This window comes from Barrientosiimonas humi (genome assembly GCF_006716095.1).
Lineage (GTDB): Bacteria > Actinomycetota > Actinomycetes > Actinomycetales > Dermatophilaceae > Barrientosiimonas > Barrientosiimonas humi.
In genome coordinates this window covers 1,228,858-1,255,122 of record NZ_VFOK01000001.1, presented here as the reverse complement: position 1 = coordinate 1,255,122, position 26,265 = coordinate 1,228,858, and the positions used below count along the sequence as shown (strand labels likewise).

At 72.3% G+C, this 26,265-nt stretch carries 22 protein-coding genes and 1 riboswitch; of the genes, 10 read left to right on the top strand and 12 right to left on the bottom strand.

What is annotated here, in order from left to right; translation table 11 throughout:
- The 3 genes from arc to FB554_RS05830 form a co-directional block, all read right to left on the bottom strand.
- The gene (arc, locus tag FB554_RS05840; RefSeq protein ID WP_142005111.1) at window positions 1–1,749 is read right to left on the bottom strand and encodes a proteasome ATPase; all 1,749 of its coding nucleotides are present in this window, start codon (window positions 1,747–1,749) and stop codon (window positions 1–3) included.
- Between the two features lie 80 nt (window positions 1,750–1,829).
- Window positions 1,830–2,912 (bottom strand): tRNA (adenine-N1)-methyltransferase, encoded by a 1,083-nt coding sequence (locus tag FB554_RS05835; RefSeq protein ID WP_142005110.1) that lies wholly within the window; start codon window positions 2,910–2,912, stop codon window positions 1,830–1,832.
- Window positions 2,913–2,923: 11 nt separating this feature from the next.
- Entirely contained in the window at window positions 2,924–4,063 is a 1,140-nt protein-coding gene (locus FB554_RS05830; RefSeq protein ID WP_142005109.1) for a site-2 protease family protein, read from the bottom strand.
- 88 nt (window positions 4,064–4,151) lie between these two features.
- Here FB554_RS05830 and FB554_RS05825 point away from each other — a divergent pair, with 88 nt between their 5' ends.
- From FB554_RS05825 to thiC, 5 genes are all read left to right on the top strand, one after another.
- Window positions 4,152–5,042 (top strand): RecB family exonuclease, encoded by an 891-nt coding sequence (locus FB554_RS05825; RefSeq protein WP_142005108.1) that lies wholly within the window; start codon window positions 4,152–4,154, stop codon window positions 5,040–5,042.
- Window positions 5,039–5,731, top strand: coding sequence for a TRM11 family SAM-dependent methyltransferase (locus tag FB554_RS05820; protein ID WP_170206792.1), 693 nt, complete (start codon window positions 5,039–5,041; stop codon window positions 5,729–5,731). The genes FB554_RS05825 and FB554_RS05820 overlap by 4 nt, the downstream gene beginning before the upstream one ends.
- Before the next feature lie 130 nt (window positions 5,732–5,861).
- Window positions 5,862–6,653, top strand: coding sequence for a hypothetical protein (locus FB554_RS17305; RefSeq protein ID WP_142005106.1), 792 nt, complete (start codon window positions 5,862–5,864; stop codon window positions 6,651–6,653).
- A gap of 384 nt (window positions 6,654–7,037) precedes the next feature.
- The gene (locus FB554_RS17580; protein WP_236022297.1) at window positions 7,038–7,865 is read left to right on the top strand and encodes a hypothetical protein; all 828 of its coding nucleotides are present in this window, start codon (window positions 7,038–7,040) and stop codon (window positions 7,863–7,865) included.
- 282 nt (window positions 7,866–8,147) lie between these two features.
- Window positions 8,148–8,258: riboswitch (TPP riboswitch) on the top strand.
- Window positions 8,259–8,335: 77 nt separating this feature from the next.
- Entirely contained in the window at window positions 8,336–10,120 is a 1,785-nt protein-coding gene (gene thiC, locus FB554_RS05805) for a phosphomethylpyrimidine synthase ThiC (protein ID WP_142005105.1), read from the top strand.
- Window positions 10,121–10,143: 23 nt separating this feature from the next.
- Here the strand turns inward: thiC and FB554_RS05800 are convergent, their stop codons facing one another.
- Together FB554_RS05800 and metH are read right to left on the bottom strand one after the other, a co-directional pair.
- Window positions 10,144–10,866: an HAD family hydrolase gene (locus FB554_RS05800; protein WP_142005104.1), complete on the bottom strand. Its 723-nt coding sequence runs from the start codon at window positions 10,864–10,866 to the stop codon at window positions 10,144–10,146.
- The gene (metH, locus tag FB554_RS05795; RefSeq protein WP_236022445.1) at window positions 10,866–14,618 is read right to left on the bottom strand and encodes a methionine synthase; all 3,753 of its coding nucleotides are present in this window, start codon (window positions 14,616–14,618) and stop codon (window positions 10,866–10,868) included. Before metH ends, FB554_RS05800 begins: the two co-directional genes overlap by 1 nt.
- Before the next feature lie 241 nt (window positions 14,619–14,859).
- On the opposite strand from metH, the gene FB554_RS05790 reads away from it, so the two are divergent.
- Window positions 14,860–15,708, top strand: a complete 849-nt coding sequence (locus tag FB554_RS05790; protein ID WP_142005102.1) for a PAC2 family protein — start codon at window positions 14,860–14,862, stop codon at window positions 15,706–15,708.
- 6 nt (window positions 15,709–15,714) lie between these two features.
- On the opposite strand, the gene FB554_RS05785 is transcribed toward FB554_RS05790, so the two are convergent.
- Window positions 15,715–16,374 (bottom strand): maleylpyruvate isomerase N-terminal domain-containing protein, encoded by a 660-nt coding sequence (locus tag FB554_RS05785; protein ID WP_142005101.1) that lies wholly within the window; start codon window positions 16,372–16,374, stop codon window positions 15,715–15,717.
- A gap of 322 nt (window positions 16,375–16,696) precedes the next feature.
- On the opposite strand from FB554_RS05785, the gene FB554_RS05780 reads away from it, so the two are divergent.
- Window positions 16,697–18,595, top strand: a complete 1,899-nt coding sequence (locus FB554_RS05780) for an HNH endonuclease signature motif containing protein (RefSeq protein ID WP_142005100.1) — start codon at window positions 16,697–16,699, stop codon at window positions 18,593–18,595.
- A gap of 26 nt (window positions 18,596–18,621) precedes the next feature.
- Here the strand turns inward: FB554_RS05780 and mshC are convergent, their stop codons facing one another.
- From mshC to FB554_RS05760, 4 genes are all read right to left on the bottom strand, one after another.
- Window positions 18,622–19,920, bottom strand: coding sequence for a cysteine--1-D-myo-inosityl 2-amino-2-deoxy-alpha-D-glucopyranoside ligase (gene mshC, locus FB554_RS05775; RefSeq protein ID WP_142005099.1), 1,299 nt, complete (start codon window positions 19,918–19,920; stop codon window positions 18,622–18,624).
- Window positions 19,921–20,064: 144 nt separating this feature from the next.
- Window positions 20,065–20,853, bottom strand: a complete 789-nt coding sequence (locus tag FB554_RS05770) for an SCO1664 family protein (protein ID WP_236022296.1) — start codon at window positions 20,851–20,853, stop codon at window positions 20,065–20,067.
- A gap of 2 nt (window positions 20,854–20,855) precedes the next feature.
- Window positions 20,856–21,389 (bottom strand): DUF3090 domain-containing protein, encoded by a 534-nt coding sequence (locus FB554_RS05765; RefSeq protein ID WP_142005098.1) that lies wholly within the window; start codon window positions 21,387–21,389, stop codon window positions 20,856–20,858.
- A 9-nt stretch (window positions 21,390–21,398) separates the two neighbouring features.
- The gene (locus FB554_RS05760; RefSeq protein WP_142005097.1) at window positions 21,399–22,172 is read right to left on the bottom strand and encodes an MSMEG_4193 family putative phosphomutase; all 774 of its coding nucleotides are present in this window, start codon (window positions 22,170–22,172) and stop codon (window positions 21,399–21,401) included.
- Window positions 22,173–22,240: 68 nt separating this feature from the next.
- Between FB554_RS05760 and FB554_RS05755 the strand changes: the two genes are divergently transcribed.
- Window positions 22,241–23,236 carry a magnesium and cobalt transport protein CorA gene (locus FB554_RS05755; RefSeq protein WP_142005096.1) on the top strand — a complete coding sequence of 332 codons (996 nt, stop codon included), beginning with the start codon at window positions 22,241–22,243 and terminating at the stop codon, window positions 23,234–23,236.
- Between the two features lie 57 nt (window positions 23,237–23,293).
- Window positions 23,294–24,229 carry an aldo/keto reductase gene (locus FB554_RS05750; RefSeq protein ID WP_142005095.1) on the top strand — a complete coding sequence of 312 codons (936 nt, stop codon included), beginning with the start codon at window positions 23,294–23,296 and terminating at the stop codon, window positions 24,227–24,229.
- A 22-nt stretch (window positions 24,230–24,251) separates the two neighbouring features.
- Here the strand turns inward: FB554_RS05750 and FB554_RS05745 are convergent, their stop codons facing one another.
- The gene (locus FB554_RS05745; protein WP_142005094.1) at window positions 24,252–24,599 is read right to left on the bottom strand and encodes a hypothetical protein; all 348 of its coding nucleotides are present in this window, start codon (window positions 24,597–24,599) and stop codon (window positions 24,252–24,254) included.
- Window positions 24,600–24,702: 103 nt separating this feature from the next.
- Between FB554_RS05745 and FB554_RS05740 the strand changes: the two genes are divergently transcribed.
- Window positions 24,703–24,888, top strand: coding sequence for a DUF5703 family protein (locus FB554_RS05740; RefSeq protein ID WP_142005093.1), 186 nt, complete (start codon window positions 24,703–24,705; stop codon window positions 24,886–24,888).
- A 22-nt stretch (window positions 24,889–24,910) separates the two neighbouring features.
- Here FB554_RS05740 and FB554_RS05735 read toward each other — a convergent pair whose 3' ends face one another.
- Window positions 24,911–26,251: a M20/M25/M40 family metallo-hydrolase gene (locus FB554_RS05735; RefSeq protein ID WP_142005092.1), complete on the bottom strand. Its 1,341-nt coding sequence runs from the start codon at window positions 26,249–26,251 to the stop codon at window positions 24,911–24,913.
- Window positions 26,252–26,265: the final 14 nt, after the last annotated feature.

Sequence of the window (26,265 nt, the reverse complement as noted above, 5' to 3'; positions counted from 1 at the left end):
CTAGAGGTACTGCCCCGTCGAGCCCACCTGGTCGATCGAGCGGCCGGGCTCGGCGCCGTCCTTGCCGGTGATGAGCGTGCGGATGTAGACGATCCGCTCGCCCTTCTTGCCGGAGATGCGCGCCCAGTCGTCGGGGTTGGTGGTGTTGGGCAGGTCCTCGTTCTCCTTGAACTCATCGACGCACGAGCGCAGCAGGTGCTCGACGCGCAGGCCCCTGGAGCCGGTGGTGATCTGGTCCTTGATCGCCATCTTCTTCGCGCGGCCCACGATGTTCTCGATCATCGCGCCGGAGTTGAAGTCCTTGAAGTAGAGGATCTCCTTGTCGCCGCCGGCGTAGGTGACCTCCAGGAAGCGGTTCTCCTCGATCTGGGAGTACATCCGCTCCACGGTCGCCTGGATCATCGCCTCCACGGTCGCCTCGACCGAGCCGCCGTTCTCGGCGACGTCGTCGGCGTGCAGCGGGAGCTCGGTCGTGAGGTACTTGCTGAAGATGTCGCGGGCGCTCTCGGCGTCGGGCCGCTCGATCTTGATCTTCACGTCGAGCCGCCCCGGGCGCAGGATGGCCGGGTCGATCATGTCCTCGCGGTTGGAGGCGCCGATGACGATGACGTTCTCGAGGCGCTCGACGCCGTCGATCTCGGCCAGCAGCTGCGGCACGATCGTGGTCTCGACGTCGGAGCTCACGCCGGACCCGCGGGTGCGGAACAGGCTCTCCATCTCGTCGAAGAACACCACCACGGGCGTGCCGTCGGAGCTCTTCTCCCGAGCCCGCTGGAAGATCAGCCGGATGTGCCGCTCGGTCTCCCCGACGTACTTGTTGAGCAGCTCGGGGCCCTTGATGTTGAGGAAGTAGCTCTGCTGGTCGTCGCGGCCGGTCTTCTCGGCGACCTTGCGCGCGAGGGAGGCCGCGACGGCCTTGGCGATGAGCGTCTTGCCGCAGCCGGGCGGGCCGTAGAGCAGCACACCCTTCGGCGGGCGCAGCTGGTGCTCGCGGAACAGGTCGGCGTGCAGGTAGGGCAGCTCGACCGCGTCGCGGATCTGCTCGATCTGCCCGGCGAGACCACCGATGTCCTCGTAGTGGATGTCGGGCACCTCCTCGAGCACCAGGTCGGCGACCTCGGCCTTGGGGATGCGCTCGTAGACGAACCCGCTGCGGCTGTCGAGCAGCAGCGAGTCGCCGACGCGGATCGTGGACTCCTCGAGGGAGTCGGCGACCCGGCAGATGCGCTCCTCGTCGGCGTGCGCGACCACGAGCACCCGGCCGGAGCCGAGGTGCTCCTTGGCGGTGACCAGCTCGCCGATCTGCTCGAAACCGGCCGTGGCGACGATGTTCAGCGCCTCGTTGAGCATGACCTCACGGCCGGGCGCCATCTGCTCGGTCTCGACCGTGGGGCTCACCGCGACGCGCATCTTGCGCCCGCTGGAGAGGATGTCGGCGGTGACGTCGTCGTGGACGGCCAGCACGATGCCGTACGACGCCGGCGGCTGGGCGAGCCGGTCGACCTCGTTCTTGAGCGTGACGATCTGCTCGCGCGCGTCCTTGAGCGTGCGCACGAGGCGCTCGTTCTGCGACGAGAGCGTGCCCATCGACGACTGCAGCTGCAGCACCTGCTGCTCGAGCTGTCGCTGTCGGGAGGGACCTGCCGCGACCTTGGCCCGCAGGCCCTCCACCTCGTCGCGCAGGCGCTGCTCGGAATCCTCGGTGGCGCTGCCGTCGGCACGCCGCTGGGGCTGCTGCTCCTCGGTCATCGTGGCCTCCTTCTCTGCTTCGACCCTAACTCGCGGATCTGAGAGCGGAAGGCGCGACTCACCCTGTGAGCAGGGCGGATTCAGCCGTCGGCCTCCTCCTCGGAGGGCGCAACACCCGGCCGGGTGGGGCTCGTCTGGGCGGGGCTCTCCTGGGTGGGGCTCTCCTCGGCCGGCGCCAGCGAGCGGGCGAGCTTGCGCACCTTCTTGTCCGACACGGGACGCTCGCCGAAGTCCTCGGGGGTCGCGCCGCCGGCCGACTCCGCCTCGCCCTCGCCGTAGGAGCCCTTGGCCGGGCGACGCTTGCGCAGCGGCGGCGTCACGCCGGGGGCGAGCCGGCGGGTGCTGATGAGGAAGCCGGTGTGTCCGTGCATGCGGTGCTGCGGACGTACGGCCAGGCCCTCGAGGTGCCAGCCGCGCACCATCGACTCCCAGGCGCTCGGCTCGGTGTAGCCGCCGTGGTCGCGCGCGGCCTCGGCGACGCGGGACAGCTGGGTGGCGGTGGCGACGTAGGCGATCAGCACCCCGCCCGGGGCGAGCGCGTCGGCGACGACGTCGAGGCACTCCCACGGCGCGAGCATGTCGAGCACGACCCGGTCGACGGTGCCGGGCTCGACGTGCTGCGGGAGCTGCTCGACCAGGTCGCCGACGGTCACGGTCCACGCCGGGTGGTCGCCGCCGAAGAACTCGCGCACGTTGGCCTTGGCGATGGTCGCGAAGTCGTCGCGGCGCTCGAAGGAGTGCAGCGACCCCTGGTCGCCGACGGCGCGCAGCAACGACATCGACAGTGCGCCCGAGCCGACCCCGGCCTCGACGACCCGCGCCCCCGGGAACACGTCGGCGAAGGTGACGATCTGCCCGGCGTCCTTGGGATAGACGACGGCGGCGCCGCGCGGCATCGACATCACGTAGTCGGACAGCAGCGGACGCAGCGCGAGGTACTCGACCCCCGCGGTGTTGGTGATCGTGGAGCCGTCGGGCGCGCCGATCAGCTCGTCGTGGAGCAGGTAGCCGCGGTGGGTGTGGAACTGCTTGCCCGCGCCGAGGGTGATGGTGTGCAGCCGGCCCTTGGGGTCGGTCAGCTGGACCCGCTCGCCCTCGACGAACGGTCCGCGGCGCAGGGCCGCTCCGGTGGGAGCCTCGCCCCGGGTCTGCTCGGCAGTCATGGGGGCAGAGTCTAGGGACGCGGCTGCTCCGCGTCGGCGCGGGTCAGCGCGGCGCCGAGCCGGGCGGTGGCGACCAGCGCCACCTCGGGCGGCTGGGTCTCGGTCACCACGAGGATCTGCTCCGCCGACGCCGCCTGGACCGCCGCGACCGCAACCGTCACGTCGACGTCGAGGCTCGGCGCGGAGGTGACCCAGCCGGCCGGCTGCGCGACGGCGACCGCCCCCGCCGGGACCTGCGCGCGCTGGGCCGGGTCGACGCCGGCCAGCGCCTGCGGCTCGACGACGCCCCACGGGCCGCGGGCCTGGTTGCCGACCACGACGGCGCCGGGCGGCAGCGCCGCCACCGGTGTCGTGTCGTCGACGACGGTGACGGGCTCGGCGACGTCGCGCAGGCGTACGCGCGCGAGCAGGGCCCGCCCGTGGCCCGCCCGGATGGCCTGGGTCGCGCCGAACCACAGGAAGCTGGCGAGGAACAGCGACCAGACGACCGTGACGAGCGAGGGGCTGCGGCCCTGCAGCAGCGGCAGCACGATCGCCCAGAGCAGCAGGGCGACGGTGACGACGCGACCGCACCAGCCGGCCACGACGGTGCCTGTCGTCTTGGACCCGCTGACCTTCCAGACCAGCGCCTCGACGAGGAATCCGCCGTCGAGCGGGAGCCCGGGCATCAGGTTGAACAGCGCGACGAACCCGTTGCTCCACGCGAGGGCGAGCACGAGCAGGCGGGGTACGCCCTCGGGGACGACCGGGAGCGCCGCCCAGGCGAGCGCGGCGAGCGCGCCGTTGGCCGCCGGCCCGACGACCGCGACCAGGGCCGAGGAGCCGGGGGTGGTGTCGGCGTGGTCGTAGGCCGTGTGCCCGCCCCACAGGTCGGCCACGATCCGCGAGACCCGGTAGCCGCGCAGCTGACCGGTGATCGCGTGCGCGGCCTCGTGCACCAGCACGGACAGCAGGAGCAGGACCGCGTAGAGCGCGGCGACGGCGTACGCGCCCATCCCGAGCTCGGGCAGCGCGCGCTGCAGCGGCGGGCCGAAGAGCAGCACGATGACGACGGCGATGATCGGCCAGCTGGAGCCGAGGTAGACCGGCACGCCACGCAGCGATCCGAGACGCCAGCCGCTGACGCCGGGGTCGGGACTTCGGCTGGGCATGAAAGGAGCGTAGTCGCCGGTGCTGCGCGCTTCCTGAGGCCTCGGGCGCCGGGCTCGGGCTGTCCGTGCCGGCGCCTACCCTTTGCGCATGCCCGCCACCCGCTCCGACCGTGCGACCCCGCCTGCGGGGGCGCTCCCGGAGCCACGCCCGGCGCTGTCGCCGAGCCGGGCGTCCGACTTCCTGCAGTGCCCCCTGCTCTACCGGCTGCGCGTCGTCGACCGGCTGCCCACGCCCCCGTCCCCTGCCGCGGCGCGGGGCACCCTGGTGCACTCGGTACTGGAGCGGGTCTTCGACGCGCCGCCCGCGCAGCGCACGCCGGAGTCGGCCGTCGGCCTGATCCCGCAGGCGTGGCAGGAGATGGTCGAGCGCGACCCCGAGCTCGCCGCGCTGGTCGACGAGAGCGACCGCGAGTCGTGGTTCGCGGCCGCGGGCCGGCTGGTCGAGAAGTGGTTCGGCCTGGAGGACCCCACCCGCCTGGAGCCCGCCCACCGCGAGCACTACGTCGAGGTCGAGCTCGACGGCGTCCGGCTGCGCGGATACATCGACCGGCTCGACGTGGCCTCCACCGGCGAGGTGCGGGTCGTCGACTACAAGACCGGTCGCGCGCCCCACCCGCAGTTCGAGACCCGGGCGCTGTTCCAGATGCGCTTCTACGCCCTGGTGCTGTGGCGCTCCACCGGCGTCGTGCCGCGCATGCTGCAGCTGGTCTACCTCGGCAACGGCGAGCTGGTGCGATACCTGCCCGACGAGGACGACCTGCTCGCCACCGAGCGCAAGGTGCGCGCCGTCTGGTCGGCCATCAGCGCCGCGGCCGAGAGCGGCGACTGGCGCCCCCGCCGCAGCGCGCTGTGCCGCTCGTGCGACTTCCGCGAGCTGTGCCCCGAGTTCGGCGGCACTCCCCCGCCGCTGCCGGCGCACTCCGCCCAGCGCGCCGTCGACCCCAAGTGGTCGGGCGAGCCCGAGGTGGTCGTGCAGTGAACAGCGAGTCGGACGACGGGCAGGTGCGGGGTCCGGCCCTGCCGCTGCGGCCGTACGTCCTCGCCAGCTCCGCCGACCTGGCGGCCGAGCGCGCGGTCGGCGCCGACGAGGACGTCCACTTCACCGCCTCGCTGGCCCGGTCCGTGATCGAGGACCTCACCGTCGCCGGCGACCGCGTGCTCGACCCGTTCGCCGGGTTCGGCACGACGCTGCGGGTGGCCACCGAGCTGGGCCGCTCGGCGGTGGGGGTCGAGCTGCTTCCCGAGCGGTGCACCGTCGCCCGCGCGGCCGCGCCCTCCGCCACGGTCGTCGAGGGCGACGCCCGGGGTCTGGACCGCCTCGTGAGCGGTCCGTTCGACCTGGTGCTCACCTCACCGCCGTACCGCACCGAGCGCGACCATCCCGCCGACCCGCTGAGCGCTTACGCCCGCGACCGCGGCGACTACCCGACCTACCTGCGCGAGCTCACCGGCGTCGTGGCGGCGTGCGTGGACCTGCTGGCCGACGGCGGGCACGTGGTGCTCAACGTCGCGAACATCGCTGCGCACCAAGGGTTCACGCCGCTCGCGTGGGACCTCGGCCGCGCCGTGACCTCCGTCGCGCGGGTGGTGCAGGACGTCCCGGTCTGCTGGGACGCGCTGCCCCACGACCTCGCCAGCGACCACCTGATCGTGCTGGCTCGCTCCTGAGCGCAGTTCTTTCACGAGAACACTGTTCCCGCAAACTCACAGACTCGGGCTGCCCGCCTCCCTAGCGTGAGGACCAACGCGCGCGACGGGGGCAAGGAGCGTGCGGACCGAGTTCCAGGAGGGGAACCCCATGCAGTCAGTCATGAAGCTGCGCGCCGGCCTCGTCGCCGTCGCCGCCACCGCCACGCTCGGCGTCGGCGGGCTCGCGGTCGCCACGGCTACCGCCGCGCCCGTCACCCCGGTCGCGCAGGAGACGATCGGCGAGCGGCACCCGAACTGTGAAGGACTGATCAAGAGCCTCCGTCCCGGCTCGACGATCCCTGAAAGTGGTGAGGTCTGGATCAAGTCCGGCCAGAACCACTACAACATCGGATACCAGGAGGCTGGCTGGCCGATCCCTCGGTCGTACGACATCCCCGGTGACAAGACGCGCGACGTGTCGCATGTGGATGTCTGCCCGACCACACCGACCACCACCACGACGACGTCCACGTCGACCACGACCTCGACGAGCACGTCGACGTCCACCTCGACCAGCACCTCGACGAGCACCAGCCCGACCAGCTCGCCGACGTCACCGTGCACCTGCGAGCCGACGGAGACCCGGACCGGAACCCACACGCCCACCGGCACGGAGACCCCCACCGGGACGGAGACCCCGACGGGAACCCACACCCCCACGGGCACCGGGACGCACACCCCGACCGGCACCGGCACGGGCACGCCGCCCATGCCGACCGGAACCGACACCCCGACCGGCATGCCGCCGGCCCCGGGTGAGCCCAGCGGCCCGATCGTCAGCACCGGCGTCGTCGGCGACGGCCCGAACGCTGCCGCGCTCGCCGCCGCTGGCATCGCCACCGCTGGCGCAGTCACCGGCGCCGGAGTCTTCCTGCGTCGTCGCCTCACCGACGAGGGCTGAGCCGGGACCCGGCGTGAGGGGCTGATGCCCTGAAGCGCCCTGCAGCTCCTGCGCCTACCCCCGTCCGGCGCAGTCTGCAGCAGCAGGACGGACCCGCCTGGTCGCGAGGATCACCCGATCCCCGCGACCGGACGGCCCGTGCCGGACCGACACCGTCCAGCCGTCCGTCGAACACCGCCAGACCGGCCCCCAGCCAGGCCCCCGGCCCCGAGGACTGCACCCCCCAGCGTGGACGTACCTCCCGCCTGATCTTTCACTTTCCGCCACTTCCCGAAAACTCCCAGCCTTCCGAGCCGCGGCCCGCATAGCGTGCAGGCAGCGCGTGTCCTGCGGGGGAAATTTCGGCAGCGCGCGTCCGGAAGTTCAACCAGGGAGGGAACACCCATGCAGTCACTCGTGAAGCCGCGCTTCGCACTCGCCACCGCGGGCGCCATCGCCTGCCTCGGCATCGGCAGCCTGGCGTCGGCCAGCGCCGACCCGACCGAGGGGCCCGACCCCTCGGCGACCACGACCGCCACCAGCACCGAGACCGCCACCGCGACCGGCCCGGCCGGCAACAACGGCACGCTCAAGGTGCACGAGCTCGGCACGCCCGCCGGCACCGAGAGCAACGACCCGAAGAGCTGCGCGTTCAACCTCGAGGGCTTCGGCTTCGACCCGAACCAGTCCGGCTCGATCGAGATCGTGCCGCAGGGCGGCGACAGCGACACCGAGGACTCGGTCTCGCTGAGCATCACCACCGACGAGAACGGTGTGGGCTCGACGGTCTACATCAACGCCGACCCCGAGGGCGAGGACGACGGTCTGACCCTCGACAACGGCCACTACAAGGTCACGATGTACGACGCCGACGGCAACGAGATCAAGGTCAAGTCCAAGGTCTTCAAGCTCGACTGCGAGCCGACCACGCCGGAGCCGACCGAGACCCCGGAGCCCACCGAGACGCCCGAGCCGACCGACACGCCCGAGCCGACGGACACCCCGGAGCCCACCGACACCCCGGAGCCCACGGACACCCCGACGGGCACCGAGACCAGCACCCACCCGCCGACCGGCACCAACCCCGGTCAGCCCACCGGCCCGGTCGTCAGCACCGGTGTCGTCGGTGAGGGCCCCAGCGGTGCCGCGCTCGCTGCCGGCGGGATCGCCACCCTCACCGCGATCACCGGCGCCGGGGTCTTCCTGCGTCGCCGGCTGAGCGACGAGGGCTGAGCCACAACGGTTGGGCCGGCGCAGCCGAGCCCACCCGGGTGAGCCGGTGAGCTGAGCCAGCCGATGCCGGCTCGGCCTCCGGCCACCCAGACCGCCCGGTCGAGCGGACCACGCGTCCGCCCGGCCGGGCGGTCTGCTGTGCGGCGGGCGAGCCTGCGCCTCGCCCGCCTCGCGGTCTGCTGTGAGTCATCCGCTGTCCGCCATATGAGGACACCGCCGTCACCACCACGGCCGGTGAGGTAGCGTCGCCCACGTCGGCTCCGAGAGCCGGCACAGCAAGTGAATGTCCCTCGCGGGAGTCCGGCGCACCGGGCTGAGAGGGGGCTGATGCGGCCCCGACCGTCCAACTTGATCCGGGTCATGCCGGCGCAAGGAGCAGTGGTCGATGAGACGCACACCGCACTCCCTTGTCGCAGACCCGCCGACCCCGGCGGGCGCCGTGGCGTGCCGCCGCAAGGAGGCGCACCACCATGTCGACACCATCCCCCACCGACGCCACCACCGATCGCCGCACCCGGCCTGCCGGGCCGGAGACCACCGATGCCGCCCCCGGCCGGCGCAAGGTCCACGAGACCGGTCCTGACGGTCTCGCGGTGCCCCGCACCGAGGTGACCCTGTCGGACTCCCCCGGCACCGGCGAGACCAACGCCCCGTTCCGGCTCTACGACACCTCCGGCCCCGGCTCCACGCCCGAGGTCGGGCTGCCCGCCCACCGCGCGGAGTGGATCCGCGCACGGGAGGACGTGGAGTCGTACGCCGGTCGTCCCCGCGACCTCGCCGACGACGGGCGCGGCGCGCAACGGCGTGGCGCCGCGAGTCAGGAGTGGCAGGGCGAACGGCGAGAACCGTTGCGTGCCAAGCCTTCTCGCCGCGTGACGCAGATGCACTACGCCCGGCGCGGCATCGTCACGCCCGAGATGCGCTTCGTCGCGGCGCGCGAGCAGTGCGACGTCGAGCTGGTGCGCCAGGAGGTTGCCGAGGGACGCGCGATCATCCCGGCCAACATCAACCACCCCGAGACCGAGCCGATGATCATCGGCCGCAGGTTCCTGGTGAAGGTCAACGCCAACATCGGCAACTCCGCGGTGACCAGCTCGATCGCCGAGGAGGTCGACAAGCTGACCTGGGCCACCACGTGGGGAGCCGACACCGTCATGGACCTCTCGACCGGCGACGACATCCACACGACCCGCGAGTGGATCGTGCGCAACTCCCCCGTGCCGATCGGCACCGTCCCGATCTACCAGGCGCTGGAGAAGGTCGACGGCAACGCAGAGGACCTCACCTGGGAGGTCTACCGCGACACGGTCATCGAGCAGTGCGAGCAGGGCGTCGACTACATGACCGTGCACGCCGGCGTGCTGCTGCGCTACGTCCCGCTCACCGTCAACCGGGTCACCGGCATCGTCAGCCGCGGCGGCTCGATCATGGCCGGCTGGATGCTCGCCCACCACGAGGAGAGCTTCCTCTACACCCACTTCGACGAGCTGTGCGAGATCTTCGCGCAGTACGACGTCGCGTTCAGCCTCGGCGACGGGCTGCGCCCCGGCAGCACCGCCGACGCCAACGACGAGGCCCAGCTGTCCGAGCTGCGCACCCTCGCCGAGCTGACCCAGCGCGCCTGGGAGCACGACGTGCAGGTGATGGTCGAGGGGCCGGGGCACGTGCCGCTGCACCTGGTCGAGGAGAACGTACGCCTGGAGCAGGACTGGTGCCACGGCGCGCCGTTCTACACGCTCGGCCCGCTGGTCACCGACATCGCCCCGGGGTATGACCACATCACCTCGGCCATCGGCGCGGCCACGATCGCGATGCACGGCACCGCCATGCTGTGCTACGTCACGCCGAAGGAGCACCTCGGGCTGCCCGACCGCGACGACGTGAAGACGGGCGTGATCACCTACAAGCTCGCCGCGCACGCCGCCGACGTCGCCAAGGGCCACCCGGGCGCGCGGGCGTGGGACGACGCGCTGTCGAAGGCCCGGTTCGAGTTCCGCTGGGAGGACCAGTTCAACCTCTCGCTCGACCCCGACACCGCCCGCTCGATGCACGACGAGACGCTGCCGGCGGACGCGGCCAAGACGGCGCACTTCTGCTCGATGTGCGGCCCGAAGTTCTGCAGCATGCGGATCAGTCAGGACGTGCGCGACCGGTTCGCCCAGGACGGCATGCGGCAGATGAGCGAGACGTTCGTCGAGCTCGGCTCCACGGTGTACGTCGACGCCGAGTCCGCGCGACCCGCACCGAGCGCGTGACCGGGCTCAGCGCGTAACCGGGCTCAGCGCTCGGCCGGGGCGGTGGCGGTCGCGACCAGACGGGCAAGACCCTGCGGGGTCACCCCGTCCAGCGTCGTGACCTGCACCGCCCCGGCCAGCGCCGGCACCGGCACCACGTGCGGGACCGCGACGGTGGGCACGCCGGCGGCGACGGCCGAGCGTACGCCCGGCGGCGAGTCCTCCAGCGCGATGCAGTCGCGCGGGTCGACCCCCAGCCGCTCGGCCGCGGTGAGGTAGGGCTCGGGGTGCGGCTTGCCGTGCGTCACCGCGTCGCCCGTGACCACGGTCGCGAAGGTCCCCGCGGGCAGCACGTCGAGCAGCACCTGCGCGAACCGGACGTACGACATCGTCACCAGCGCGCACGGGATCCCTTCTGCCACAAGGGATTCCAGCAGCTCGCGCGCTCCCGGCCGCCACGGCACGTGGCGGCGCATCTCGGCGACGACCAGTCCCAGCAGGTGGTCGACGATCTGCTCCGGCGTCAGCTCGACCGGGCTGTTGTCGCGGATGATCGTGGCCGACACCAGCAGCGGGTTGCCGACGCAACGGTGCGCCAGCTCGTCGCTCCAGGTGCCGCCGTAGCTCTCGACCAGCGCTCGCTCGGCCCCGATCCAGAACGGTTCGGTGTCGACGAGCGTGCCGTCCATGTCCCACAGCACGGCCGCGGGTGTGCGGGGGGTCTCGATACGGCTCGTTCCTCGCCTACTCGACCGGCGTGTGGTCATCAGTCCTCGGGCTCGTATCCGAGGTTGGGCGCGAGCCACTTCTCGGTCTGCGCCAGCGTCCAGCCCTTGCGCTCGGCGTAGGCCTCGACCTGGTCGCGACCGAGCCGGCCGACCACGAAGTACTGCGACTGCGGGTGGGAGAAGTACCAGCCGCTGACCGCGGCGCCCGGCCACATCGCCATCGACTCGGTGAGCTCGATCTGGGTCTGCTCCTGCACGTCGAGCAGCTGCCAGAGCAGCTCCTTCTCGGTGTGGTCGGGGCAGGCGGGGTATCCCGGCGCGGGGCGGATGCCGCGGTAGTCCTCGGCGATGAGCTCCTCGTTGCTCAGCCGCTCGTCGGAGGCGAACCCCCACAGCTCGCGGCGCACCCGCTCGTGCATCCGCTCGGCGAACGCCTCGGCCAGCCGGTCGGCGAGCGACTCCAGCAGGATCCCGCTGTAGTCGTCGAGCTGCTCCTTGAACTCGGCGATCTTCTCCGACGCGCCGAGCCCGGCGGTGACCGCGAACGCCCCGACGTAGTCGCGCAGGCCGCTGTCCTTCGGGGCGACGAAGTCGGCGAGCGAACGGTTCGGGATGCCCTCGCGGTGCTGCCCCTGCTGGCGCAGGTGGTGCAGGGTCGTGCGCACCTCGGTGCGCGACTCGTCGGTGTAGATCTCGATGTCGTCACCGACCGCGTTGGCCGGGAACAGACCGATCACGGCGTTGGCACGCAACCACTTCTCCTCGACGAGCCGGTCGAGCATGCGGCGCGCGTCGTCGTACAGCTTGCGGGCGGCGTCGCCGGACGCGGGGTTGTTGAGGATGTCGGGGAACTTGCCCTTCATCTCCCACGCGTTGAAGAACGGCTGCCAGTCGATGTAGTCGACCAGCTCGGCCAGCGGGTAGTCGTGCCAGGTGCGGGTGTACGCCGTCGGCTCGTGCGTGGGTCGCGGCCCCTCGTGGAAGTCGCGCTCCTGCTGGGCGAGCAGGTGCGGCCGGAACGGGCGGTAGTCCTCCCACTCGATCGGCGTGCGCCGCTCGCGCGCGTCGTCGTAGGACAGCAGCGGCCGGTCGTTCTTCTTGGCCGCGTGGCGGGTGCGCAGCGAGTCGTACTCGCCCCTGAGCTGCTCCAGCAGCGCCGGCCGGCGCTCGTCGGACAGCAGCGTGGAGACCGTCGGCACCGAGCGCGAGGCGTCCTTGACCCACACGACGGGGCCGCTGTACTTCGGCTCGACGCGCACCGCGGTGTGCGCCTTGGACGTGGTCGCGCCGCCGAGCAGCAGCGGCATCGACAGGCCCTGGCGCTCCATCTCCTCGGCGAAGCCGACCATCTCGTCCAGCGAGGGGGTGATCAGCCCGGACAGCCCGATGATGTCGGCGTCGTGCTCCTTGGCCGCGTCGAGGATCTTCTGCGCCGGCACCATGACGCCGAGGTCGATGACCTCGTAGTTGTTGCACTGCAGCACGACGCCCACGATGTTCTTGCCGATGTCGTGCACGTCGCCCTTGACCGTCGCCATGACGACGGTGCCCTTGGCCTTCTGGCCGGCGGTGCCGGTGCGCTCCTTCTCGGCTTCGATGTAGGGGATGAGGTAGGCGACGGCCTTCTTCATCACCCGCGCCGACTTCACGACCTGCGGGAGGAACATCTTGCCGGCGCCGAACAGGTCGCCGACCACGCCCATCCCGTCCATGAGCGGGCCCTCGATGACGGTCAGCGGCGGCTCGCCGGCCTCCTCGAGCTCGGCCCGCATGATCTCGGTGTCGGCCTCGATGTGCTCGTCGATGCCCTTCACCAGCGCGTGCGTGATCCGCTCGCGCACCGGCAGGTCGCGCCAGGCGTCCTGCTGCTGCTCGGTCTGCTCGTCGCCGCTGGTGTTGAACCGGTCGGCGATCTCCAGCAGCCGCTCGGTCGAGTCGGGTCGCCGGTTGAGCACGACGTCCTCGATGCGCTCGCGCAGCTCGGGGTCGATCTCGTCGTAGACCACCAGCGCGCCGGCGTTGACGATGCCCATGTCCATGCCGGCCTGGATGGCGTGGAACAGGAAGACCGCGTGGATCGCCTCGCGCACCGGGTTGTTGCCGCGGAAGCTGAACGACACGTTCGAGACGCCGCCGGAGATCAGCGCGCCCGGCAGGTTCTGCTTGATCCACCGGGTGCCCTCGATGAAGTCGACGCCGTAGTTCGCGTGCTCCTCGATGCCCGTCGCGACGGCGAAGATGTTGGGGTCGAAGATGATGTCCTCGGCAGGGAAGCCGACCTCCTCGACGAGCAGCTCGTACGCCTTCGCGCAGATCTCCTTGCGCCGCTCCAGGGTGTCGGCCTGGCCCTGCTCGTCGAACGCCATGACCACGATCGCCGCGCCGTACTTGCGGCACAGGCGCGCGTGCTCGAGGAACGGCTCGACGCCCTCCTTCATCGAGATGGAGTTGACGATCGACTTGCCCTGCACGCACTTCAGGCCTGCCTCGATGACCTCCCACTTGGAGGAGTCGACCATCACGGGCACGCGGCAGATGTCGGGCTCGCTCGCGATCAGCTTGCAGAAGCGGTCCATCGCCTCCACGCCGTCGATCATGCCCTCGTCCATGTTGACGTCGATGACCTGCGCGCCGGCCTCGACCTGCTGGCGGGCGACGTTGAGCGCCGTGGGGTAGTCGCCCTCCTTGATCAGCCGCCGGAAGCGGGCCGACCCGGTGATGTTGGTGCGCTCCCCCACGTTGACGAACAGCGAGTCCTCGTCGATGGTCAGCGGCTCCAGCCCGGACAGCCGGCAGGCCGAGGCGACCGTCTCTGGCTTGCGCGGCGCGTGCTGCTCGGCCCGCCGCGCGATCTCGGCGATGTGGTCGGGCGCGGTGCCGCAGCACCCGCCGAGCAGGTTGACCAACCCGTCGCGGGCGAAGCCCTCGACGACGTCGCCCATCTGCTGGGCCGTCTCGTCGTACTCGCCGAACGCGTTGGGCAGGCCGGCGTTGGGGTAGCACGAGACGAAGGTGTCGGCGACGCGGGCCAGCTCGGCGACGTACGGGCGCATGTCCTCGGCACCCAGCGCGCAGTTGAGGCCGATCGCGAGCGGCCGCGCGTGACGGACGCTGTTCCAGAACGCCTCGGTCGTCTGCCCCGACAGGGTGCGGCCGGAGGCGTCGGTGATGGTGCCGGAGATGACGACCGGCCAACGGCGCCCGGCCTCCTCGAAGAGGGTCTCGACCGCGAAGATCGCCGCCTTGGCGTTGAGCGTGTCGAAGATCGTCTCGATGACCAGCAGGTCGGCCCCGCCGTCGACCAGGCCGCGGGCCTGCTCCAGATAGGCGTCCACCAGCTCGTCGAACGAGACGTTGCGCTTGCCGGGGTCGTTGACGTCGGGCGAGATCGACGCGGTGCGGTTGGTCGGGCCGAGCGACCCGGCGACGAACCGCGGGCGGTCGGGCGTGCTCGCCGTCATCTCGTCAGCGGCTTCGCGGGCAAGGCGCGCGGAGGCGAGGTTGAGCTCGTAGGACAGCTCCTCCATGCCGTAGTCGGCCATCGAGATGACCTGGGCGTTGAAGGTGTTGGTGCCGATGATGTCCGAGCCGGCCTCGAGGTAGTCGCGGTGGATCGCGCGGACGAGGTCGGGCTGGGTGAGCGACAGCAGGTCGTTGTTGCCGCGCAGGTCGGAGGGCCAGTCGGCGAAACGCTCGCCGCGGTAGTCCTCCTCGGAGAGCTTGTGCCGCTGGATCATCGTGCCCATCGCGCCGTCGAGCACGAGGATGCGCCGACCGAGCAGCTCGCGCAGCTCGTCGGTGCGGTCGGGCTGGCGGGACGCCTGGTCGGGCGACTGGCTGTCGGGCGACTGGCTCGCCGCCCCAGGGGGCGTCGCGGCGTCGGTCGCGGTGGGGGTCGCGGTGGGCAAGAAGACCTCCGGCTCGGGGACCCCGCCATGCTACGAGGCGCGCCGCCGCGGTTGCCGCACGGACCACGGGTCGGATCGGCCTAGGGTGGTGCCCTGCACCGCTCACCCGAGGAGGACGCCCGCCGTGATCCAGCTGGAGGACCTGCCCGAGCTGCGGGACCCGATCATGATCGCGGCGTTCGAGGGGTGGAACGACGCCGGCGAGACCGCCTCCGCGACGCTCACCCACCTGGCCCGCACCTGGGGTGCCGAGCCCGTAGCCGCGCTCGACCCGGAGGACTACTACGACTTCCAGGTCAACCGGCCGCGCACCGTCCAGGAGGGCGGCGAGCGCAAGGTCCGCTGGCCCACGACGCGCATCCTGCTGGCCCAGGACACCCCGCTCGACCGTGACGTGCTGCTGGTGCAGGGCATCGAGCCGTCGATGCGGTGGATGACCTACACCCAGGAGCTCATCGACCTGGCGACCGAGTGCGAGGTCGGCACGCTCATCACCCTCGGCGGACTGCTCGCCGACGTGCCGCACACCCGGCCCATCCCGGTGACGGTGACCTCCGAGCACGAGGAGACCCGGCAGCGCTACGACCTCGAGGCGAGCCAGTACGAAGGCCCCACCGGCATCGTCGGCGTCGTCGTCGACGCCGCGCACCAGGCCGGGCTGGCCACGCTGTCGTGCTGGGCCGCGGTGCCTCATTACGCCGGTGGCAGCCCCTCGCCCAAGGCGACCCTGGCGCTGCTCACCCGGCTCGAGGAGCTGTTCGACACGCTCATCGGTCACGACGATCTCCCCGAGCAGGCGCGCGCGTGGGAGCACGGCGTCGACGAGCTGGCGCAGTCCGACGAGGAGGTCGCGGAGTACGTCCAGTCGCTCGAGCAGGCGCAGGACACCACCGAGCTGCCCGAGGCCAGCGGCGACGCGATCGCGCGCGAGTTCGAGCGATACCTGCGGCGGCGGGACGACGACCACGGCTGAACCGCCTCAGCCGAGCGCCGGCAGCTCGTCCGGGTGCGGCCCGTCGTCCGCGGCCGGCAGCCGCCCGGCACCGATCAGCACCGCTCTTGTGTCGTCCCACGTGGGCGGCGTGGGCACCGACAGCAGCGCGTCGACCGTTGCCCGGGCCAGCCGCAGGGCCGTGGGCGCCGGCGGGTCGTCGAGGCGCAGGTCGAGGTGGTGGACGGCGTGCTCGACCGCCCAGCTCGCGGCGAAGTCACCGGCGGTGAACGTCTGCCCCTGCCAGGTGACGTGCCGGTCGTCGAGCGCCACGGCCCCGGTGCGCACGGCCCCGAACACGTCGCGCAGGTGCGCCCGCACCGAGTCCGGCCGCCGATAGCTCATCGCGCGGCGCCGCTGCGCCATCAGCTCCTCCACCGGGTCGTCGTCACTCGTGAGCTGCGCGTAGGACCGCCAGTAGCTCGCCGCGTCGACCGTCGGGCGATCGTCGCTGCGGCTCGCGAGGCCCATCAGGATCTCGGTGCCGCCGAACACCAGGTGCGTGACGACGTCGAGGCGTGACCAGCCGTGACACCGCGACGGGGCGAACAGGTCGTACTCGCTCAGGCCGTCGATCACCCCCAGCAGGCTGTCGATCGAGTCCACGAGCGCCGTACGCCCGGCGTCGATGTCGATGGTGAGTGCCATGGCACGACGCTAGGCCCGGCCACCGACAGGGCCACCCCGCACAGGCCTCCCCTGCGCCGCCCGGGATGTTCGGCAGCCTGTCCGAACCATGCGGACACCCACCTGGCTCGGGAGCGACGCAAGACCGAGGCCGCTGCTGCCGGGCGCTGTCCGAACCATGCGGACAGCCGGGCAAGGCCGCGGGTCGACAGGTCTCGTAGGACTGTTTCGGGGGCTTGTCGGTGGTCGCACCTAGTCTTCGAACAGACGTACGGAACGCGGCGCCGTCACTGCACGACAACGGGTCTCGGGGGCAGCGCCGGCGCAGACAGGGGAAGGTGCGATGAGCGTTCAGGACCTGGTCGACACGGTCGAGCCGAGCTTCGTGCTGCCGGCGCGGGTGGTGTCGCTCGACGGGCTGCCCGACCACGTCGTCGACTGGCTGGTCCAGGCGATCGACGCGATCGCCGAGCGTCCGGCGGTCAGCGACGCAGACGCCACGCGACGTGGAGTCGGTGCGCGCGACGGGGCCGGCCCGCCGAGGCGGAGCATCCTCCCCCGGTCGAACCCGTTGCACGGGCCGACGGTGGTGGCGGGCGGGCCCGACCCGCTCGACGACCCGGCCGAGGCGCGCAGGGCTGCCGGACAGCTCATCCGGGTCGCGCGCGGTGTGCAGTCCTGGGCCGAGTCGATCGAGCTCGAGGGCACCCGGCGCCTGCTCGCCGCGGTCGAGTGCGATCCCGATCTCGACCTGGGGCAACGCGATCCGACGTCCCGCAGGAAGGCGCGCGGCGCCCTGGCGCGGACCGCCGTCGCCACCGAGCTGCAGCTGCTGACGGGGCTGCCCATCACCCAGTGCCTCGAGCGGGTCGCGCTGGCGTCGGCGACCGACGAGCGCGCGGGATACCTGCGCGCCCGGGTCGCGAGCGGCACCACCACCCTGCACCGGGCGAGCACGGTCCTGAAGGAGACCAAGCACCTCGACCCGCTCACGGCGGACCAGGTCGCCCGCTCGACCCTGCGGCCCATCGACGGGACCGCGACCGACGCCACGGATCCCCGGGTGGGAGGGCACCGCACGTTCCCGCGGTTCTCCACCACGGACCCCGGCCCCACCGAGTGCCGCGACGACCGCCCCGACGACCGCCCCGGTGACCGCGCCGGGCACGCGAACGAGGGCGTACCCGACGGATTCGCCTCGGAGACAGCGGCTCTCGTCGAGCTCGGCGGCGTCTCGCAGGACACGTTCCGCAAGCGGCTGGCGCGGTCGGTGGCCTCGGCGTTGCCGCCCGACCGCGACGCGGACCGGGTGCAGGCGCAGGCCCGCTCCCGACGTGAGGTGAAGGTGTCGCCCGGCGACCACGGCATGGCCTACCTCGACCTCAGCGCCGAGGCCGACCGGGTGTTCGCGGCGCACGAGCGCATCGATGGTCTCGCCCGCACCGCCCGCCAGGCCGGCGACCCGCGCACCCTGGCACAGCTGCGCTCCGACCTCGCCACCGACCTGCTCGTCCACGGCACGGTGCCCGACGACCAGCTGCTGGGTGACGCGCCGCCGGGGCGGGTGCACGTGGTGGTCTCGCTGTCCACCCTGCTCGGCCTCGACGACCGCGTGGCCGAGGCACCGGGTCGGGGATTCCTCACCGCCGCGCAGGTGCGCCGCGTCGCCGTGCAAGCAGGGTCCACGCTGCGCCGCATCGTCACCGATCCGGCGTCCGGCACGGCGATCGAGACGACGCGCAGCTACGTGCCGACGCGGGCCATGCGTGAGTACGTCATCGCCCGCGACGGACGGTGCCGCGCCCCCGGGTGCGAGTACTCCGCCGTGGGTGCCGACCTGGACCATGTGCGCGAGTGGCAGGCCGGCGCCGAACGCCCGGCCGATGGCGCGACCCACCCCGACAACCTGATCGCGCTGCACCGCGGCCACCACAACCCCAAGACGCGGCGGTGGTGGACGGTCACGCCCGGACCGGCCGGTGAGCTGCGCTGGAAAACCCTTACAGGACAAGAGGTTTCGACGCATCCGGCGCGCTATGACGACCCGGCCGACACGGCAGAGCCCGGGGCGCAGATCTCACGGCTGGAGGCCGGCCTTGCCGGGTTGATCGAAGGCGTCCAGGACCCGGCGCCGCTCACCGCCGAGGAGGTGCCGGGCGGGGGCCGGCGGCGGCTCGACCCGTGGCGGCGTCGGAGGCGCGGGCGGCAGGGTGCGGCGCGGCGCAACGCGCCGCAGTCGTGAGGGCTCTGGCCGTGCTGCTACCCGGTTCAGCCCTCGGGTCGCAGCTCGACGCCCAGCAGCGCGTCGACGGCGTCCGCCACCGAGACGTCCGAGCCGTCGTCGGCGCCGTCGGGGTGCTCCCCGATCCACCGGTCGATCGCCGCGAGGGCGCCGGGGCTGTCGAGGTCGTCGGCCAGCCGTTCGGCGACGGTGGCGACCAGCGCGCGGTCGCACGCCGGGTGGCCGAGCAGTCCTTCACGCCACCGGTCCAGGCGGGCCTGCGCCGCCGAGAGGAGCTCGTCGGTGTAGCCCCACTCCTGCCGGTAGTGCTGGTCGAGCAGCACCAGCCGGACTGCCATCGGGTCGACGCCCTGCGCGCGCAGGTCGGACACCCGCACCAGGTTGCCGAGCGACTTGCTCATCTTCGCGCCGTCATAACCGACCATCGCCTGGTGGGAGTAGACCTGCGCGAAGGCGGGCGACCCCGGCAGCGCCTCGGCCTGCACCGCGCTCATCTCGTGGTGCGGGAAGACCAGGTCGGTGCCGCCGCCCTGCACGTCGAAGCCCGGGCCGAGCTCGTCCAGGGCGATGGTCGTGCACTCCAGGTGCCACCCGGGCCGGCCGGGTCCGGCGCCGTCGGGGCCCGGCCACGAGGGCTCACCGTCGCGCGCGGCCCGCCACAGCAGCGGGTCGAGCACGTCGCGCTTGCCGGGGCGGTCGGGGTCGCCGCCGCGCTCGGCGTAGACGTCGAGCATCTGCTCGCGCGTCCAGCCGCTGAGGTGGCCGAAGTCCGGGCAGCGCGCCAGATCGAGATAGACGTCGTGGCCGGGCTCGTCGCCGGGCCGAGCGGCGTCACTCGCCTGCGCGGCCTCGCCGTCCGGCAGCGGAAGGAGGTACGCCGCGCCCGACTCGATCAGCTCGCTCACCCGCGCCGCGTGCCGGGGCATGGACTCCTCGACCCCGACGTAGGCGTCCGGGGGCAGCACGCGCAGGGCGGTCATGTCGTCGCGGAAGAGCTGCACCTCCTCGCGGCCGAGGTCGCGCCAGTCGACGCCGTCGCGCGCCGCCCGCTCGAACAGCGGGTCGTCGACGTCGGTGACGTTCTGCGCATAGCGCACGCGCAGGCCGTTCGCCCGCAGCAGCCGGCCGACCAGGTCGAACGTCACGTAGGTCGCGGCGTGCCCGAGGTGGGTGGCGTCGTAGGGGGTGATGCCGCAGACGTAGATCCGCGCGGTGCCGTCGCTCCCCTCGACCGGCTGCAGCGTCCCGCTCGCGGTGTCGTGCAGCCGCAGCGCCGGCGCTGCATCGGCGAGGGCGGGGACGGACGGGGCGGGCCAGGACTCCACGTGTCGAGAGCCTACGGCTCGACACCGACGAACCCGCGCCTCGGTGCCCCGAAGCGGCCCGGGTGTGAGCGGCGCAACACCGTGGGCGGCGCACCGCGTACCGTGTGCGGCGCGCTCAGCCGCGCCGCGCCCACCCGCGCACCGTCACCACAACGGCCACGGGAGCGGGTGGCGTACGCCGTCCGGCTCGGGGAACACCCCGCTCGCCAGCAGCCGCTCCACCCGCGCGCCGAGGGCGTCGATCTCGGCCGCGGTGATGAGGTCGGCGAGCTCGTCGGTGAGCCCGTCGTACAGCGCCGCCTCGAGCCGGTGCAGCCGCTCCACGTCCGCCTCGCGCAGCGGGTCGCCGGCCCACCCCCACAGCACCGTGCGCAGCTTGGTCGCGGTGTTGAGCGTGACGCCGTGGTCGATCGCCCAGAGCCGGTCGCCGTCCTCGATGAGGTGGCTGGCCTTGCGGTCGGCGTTGTTGAGCACCGCGTCGAGCACGGCGAGCGAGGCGAGCTGGTCCTCGTCGGCGTGCGAGACCGCCATCGGCGTTCCGTCACCGAGCTCGACCCCCACCACCGGCAGGTAGTCCTCCGGCACCTCGTCCACCGCGTCGAGCCGCACGAGGCCCACGGGCAGGTCGACCACGGTCGACTCCAGCGGCCCCACCCAGCGCTGCACCGAGCCCGGGCCGAGCGGCCCGTCGCGCAGCACGGTCTCGGGGATGTGGTCCCAGCCGCCGGCCCGGGAGACGAGGTACGACCCGCGCTCGCGGGCGGCGAGCGTCCCGTCGGGGAAGTCCCACAGCTCGCGCTCTCCGCGGACGGGCTTGTAGATCGCGCTCGTGCGCGACTCCCCCACCCACACGCGCAGCGCGAGGTTCGAGGCGTCGAGCAGCCGACCCTCGATCTCCAGCTCGCCGTCGGCGAGCTCGCGCAGCAGGGCCAAGGTCAGCGCTTGTAGCCGTTGGCGCGGGGGCAGATGTGACCGGTCGGGTCGAGCGGACCGCCGCAGAACGGGCACGGCGGCCGGCCCTGCGCGACCATCGCGAGCGACCGGCGGACGAACTCGCGCGCGGCCGAGGCGCTCAGCGACACCTTGAGCACGTTGGTGTCGGGCGGGGTGACCTCGATGACGCCCTCGCCCTCGAGGTCGGGCTCCAGCTCGACCTCCGCGTCGTAGCACTCGATGATCACGGCCTGCTGCTCGCCGTCCCAGGTGAGGCTGAGCGTGGAGACGCGGAACTCGTCGTCGATCGGCGCGCTCAGCGGCGCGTTGTCCTCGGGGTCGGCGGCCGAGGAGGCCGGCACCTCCTCGAGCAGCTCCTCGACGCGTTCGGCGAGGACCTGGACCTGCTGCTTCTCCAGCGAGACCGACGTGACCCGGGGTCCCTGCTCGGCCTGCAGGAAGAACGTGCGCTGCCCGGGCGGGCCGACGGTGCCCGCGACGAACCGGTCGGGCCGGACGTACTCGATCAAGGGCATGGTCCGAGCCTAATCCGCGCCGCGGGTCGAGCCGGTACGGCCACCCGGGTCGCCGGCGGGCGCGCCCGGGTCGCCGGCGGACGTGCCCGTCTCGCCGCCCGGCGTCGCGTCGGAGCTCGCCGCCTCCTCGGGCGCCGGCACCAGGTCGGTCACGCTCGCACCGTTGTCGTTGCTGCGCAGCACGAACGAGCGGTGCGGGGTGTAGCGCACGACCGACAGCGACGCCGGCGCGACGACGATGCGCTGGAAGGAGTCCAGGTGCATCCCGAGCGCGTCGGCGAGCAGCGCCTTGATGACGTCGCCGTGCGACACCGCGACCCAGACGGCCGACGAGCCGTGGGCCTCCTCGACATCGCGGTCGATCCGGCGCACGACCTCGACGGCGCGCGAGCTCATCTGGGTCAGCGACTCGTGCGCGTAGGTCTCGTCCGGCGGGAACGTCGCGGCCGACGGCTGGCGCTGCACGACCTTCCACAGCGGGTCCTGCGCGAGCTCCTTGATGGGCCGGCCGGTCCAGCCGCCGTAGCGGCACTCCCCCAGCTGGTCGGCCGACTCGACGGTTACGCCGTCGCGACCTTGCGCGAGCACGGCGGCGGTCTCCTGGCAGCGCTGCAGGGGGCTGGACACGATGCGCGCGACCGGCACGTCGCGCAGGCGCCCGGCGAGCGTCGCGACCTGCTCGCGACCGGTCTCGTCGAGCCCCACGCCCTCGGTCCAGCCGGCGAGCACGCCCGAGGAGTTGGCGGTGGTCCGGCCATGGCGGACGAGCAGGACGGTGGCCACGGCGACACTGTACGTCCGCGCCCGGCTGGTGCGGACGGGCGCCGCCCGCGATGTGGTGACATAGGCCGGTGATCGTGGACCAGGCCGTCTATCGCGACGGCAAGCGGATGAGCTGCGGCGACCTCAGCGACGAGCTGGAGCGGCTGGCGACGAGCAAGGCCAACGACTTCCTGTGGATCGGCCTGAAGGACCCGACCGAGCGGGAGTTCGCGCTGGTGCAGGACGAGCTGCGGCTCCACCCGCTCGCGGTCGAGGACGCGATCACCGGCAACCAGCGTACGAAGATCGAGCTGTACGACGACACGATCTTCGTGGTGCTCAAGACGCTGAGCTACACCGAGGCGACGTCGCAGGTGGAGACCGGCGAGATCATGCTGTTCGTCGGGCCGCACTTCGTGCTCACCGTGCGGCGCGGCGAGCACTCGCCGCTGTCGGCGATCCGGCGGTCGCTGGAGCACACCCCCGAGCTGCTCGAGCACGGCCCGGTCGCGGTGCTGCACAAGGTGATGGACGAGGTCGTCGACCAGTACGAACGCATCGACAGCGAGCTCGCCGAGGACCTCACCCAGCTCGAGCAGCGGGTGTTCGACCCCGACCTGTCGGTCGACGTGATGCAGCTGTACTCGCTCAAGCGCGAGGTGCTGGAGGTGCGCCGCGCCGCGCAGCCGCTCGTCGAGCCGCTGAAGCGGCTGATCCACAGCCGGCACGTGCCGGAGGAGGCCGCGCCGTTCTTCCGCGACGTCAACGACCACCTGCTGCGCGTCGTCGACCACGTCGAGGCCTACGACCGGCTGCTCACCGACGTGCTGAGCGCGCACCTTGCGCAGGTGTCGGTGCAGCAGAACAACGACATGCGCAAGATCTCGGCGTGGGTCGCGATCGCCGCGGTGCCGACGATGCTGGCCGGGGTCTACGGCATGAACTTCGAGCGCATGCCCGAGCTCACCGCGTCGTTCAACGTCGGCGGCAGCGAGTTCTACTACGGCTACTTCGTCATCCTCGCCGTCATGATCAGCGCCTGCGTCGGACTGTTCGTGGCGTTCAAGCGCAGCGGCTGGCTCTGAGGCACCAGCAGGCGCGCCCACCGGCCGAATCCGGTTGCGGTCGGTAGGTTCTGGGCCATGCGTCGCTCGCGCCTCGGCCGCTCCGGCCTGCACCTGTCACCGCTGACCCTCGGCACCGCCGGCTGGGGCGACCAGGTCGACGACGACGAGGCGCGCCGGATCACCGAGGCCTACCTGTCCGCCGGCGGCGCCTCGTTCAGCGCGGCGCACGCGTACGGCGGTGGCGAGGCCGAGCAGATGCTCGGCCGGTTGCTCGACGACGTCGTCTCCCGGGACGAGGTGGTCATCACCACCAAGGCCGGCGTCGGGCGTACGGCCGGCGGGCGGGTCGTCGACACCTCGCGCGGCGGGCTGCTCGGCCAGCTGGACACCTCGCTCAGCCGGCTGCGGACCGACCACGTCGACCTGTGGATGGTGCACACCTGGTCCGACGACGTCCCCCTGGAGGAGACCCTGTCGGCGCTGGAGCACGCGGTGGCCTCCGGCAAGGCGCGGTACGTCGGTGTCTCCAACTACCTCGGCTGGCAGCTGGCGCGCGCGGCCACGCTGCTGCAGACGGTCCGGGTGCCGCTCGTCGCCGACGAGGTGGAGCTGAGCCTGCTGCAGCGCGAGGCGCAGCACGACACGGTGCCCGCGGCCGAGCACCTCGGCGTCGGGCTGCTGGCCTGGTCGCCGCTGGGGCGCGGCGCGCTCACCGGGAAGTACCGCCACACCGTGCCGGCCGACTCCCGCGCCGCCCGGCGGCCCGAGGCGATGGCGCCCTACCTCGACGACACGAGCCGGGCGGTGGTCGAGGCGGTCAGCACGGCGGCCGAGGGGCTGGGCGTGACCGCCGCCGAGGTCGCGCTGGCGTGGGTGCTCGCGCAGCCGACGGTGGCCAGCGCGCTCATCGGTCCGCGCACCGCGACCCAGCTCGCGCCGCTGCTGCGCGCGACCGGCCTGCAGATCCCCGCGCAGGTGCGCGAGGCGCTCGACGAGGTCAGCGACGTCTGAGTCTCGGGGCGTCGCCGGCCGGTCAGCGCCGCGCGCTGCCGTCGGTGTCGTACTCCTCGTCGTCGAGGCCGGAGTACTCCCCGTCGTCCTCCTCGTCGTCGAAGTCGAGGTCGTCGTCCTCGTCGTCGTCAGAGTCTTCCTCGTCCGAGTCGTCGTAGTCGTCGTCCTCGTCGCCGGAGTAGACCTCCAGCGGCGTCACCTCGCCGTAGGCCTCCAGCAGCGCGTCGTCGTAGGTCTCGAACGCGTCGGCCACGTCCTCGAACGCCGCGACGACGGTCGGGTCGTTCTCGCCGCGCCGGCCGGCCGCAGCCTCGAGGTGGCGTTCGAGCGCGGTCACGAGGGCGGAGAGGGAAGCGCGAGGGTCAGCCATGCGATGACCGTAGCGAACCGCGGCGCGTTCGGCAGCCCTGCACCACGCCCGAGGTGGGAGGGGCGCACCCAGCACGAGGTGCGAGGGCGCACAATGAGGTCCCATGGTCGAGTACGAGTACCGCGTCCTGGACTTCCGACGCGACGTCGAGCGCGCGGAGATCCGCCAGGCCCTGACCGACCACGCGGAGTACGGCCACTGGGAGCTGTTCCGCACCCGGCTCTACCTCGGTGGCCACCGCCGGGTCTGGTTGCGGCGCAAGATCATCCGCGTCCGGCGTACGGCCTGAGCGGCTCTCCCGCCGATGCGCCTCAGGAGCTCAGCAGGAACCGCTGCAGCACGCGCGTGCCGAACTTCAGCGAGTCGATCGGCACCCGCTCGTCGATGCCGTGGAACATCGGCGCGAAGTCCAGGTCGGCCGGCAGGCGCAGCGGGGCGAAGCCGTAGCCGTTGACGCCGAGGCGCTTGAGTCCCTTGTTGTCGGTGCCGCCGGAGAGGCAGTAGGGCAGGATCACGGCCTCGGGGTCCTCGGCCAGCAGCGAGGACGTCATGGCGTCGACCAGCGCGCCCTCGAACGGCGAGTCCAACGCGATGTCGCGGTGGTGCACGCTCACCTCGACGAACTCCCCCGCGAGCTCCTGGATGGTGCTCATCAGCTCGTCCTCGTGACCGGGCAGGAAGCGGCAGTCGAGCGAGGCGCTCGCGGTCTGCGGGATCACGTTGTGCTTGTAGCCGCTGTCGAGCATCGTGAAGTTCGCGGTGTCCTGCAGGGTGCCCTCGACGAATCCCCTTGCGCCGCCGAGGTGCTCGAGCAGCGCGCTGGCGTCGTCCTCGGTGTAGGAGACGCCGGTGAGGTCGGACAGCCCGTCGAGCAGCTGGCGCACGGACGCGACGTACTGCCGCGGCCAGACGTGGGCGTCGATGCGGGCGATCGCCTCGGCGAGCCGCACGACGGCGTTCTCGTGGTTGGGCACCGACCCGTGGCCGGCCCGGCCGTGCGCGGTGAGCCGCAGCCACAGGATGCCCTTCTCGGCGGTCTGCAGCAGGTAGGCCCGGCGCTGCTGCCCCTGCGCGTCGGGCACGGTCACGCTGTAGCCGCCCACCTCGCTGATCGCCTCGGTGACGCCCTCGAACAGCTCGGGACGGTTGTCGACCAGCCAGCCGCTGCCCTTGACGCCGCCGGCCTCCTCGTCGGCGAAGAAGGCGAAGACGATGTCGCGCGGGGGCTTCTTGCCGGTGCGGGCGAGGTCGCGCAGGCAGGCCAGGATCATCGCGTCCATGTCCTTCATGTCGACCGCGCCGCGGCCCCAGATCATGTCGTCCTTGATCTCGGCGCCGAACGGGTTCACCTGCCAGTCGTCGGCGTTCGCGGGCACGACGTCGAGGTGCCCGTGCACGCACAGCGCGCCACGCTCGGAGTCCTCGCCCTCCACCCGCACGATCACGCTGGCCCGGCCCGGCTCGCTCTCGACGATCTCCGGCTCGAGCCCGACCTCGGTCAGCTCGGTCATGACGTACTCGGCGGCCTTGCGCTCACCCGGGCCGCTGCCGTCGCCGTAGTTGCTGGTGTCGATCCCGATGAGGTCCTGGCACAGGCGGACGACCTCGTCCTCGGGCCGCGTGTCCTCGGTGCTCGTGCGCTCGTCAGCCATGCGCCCACTGTGCC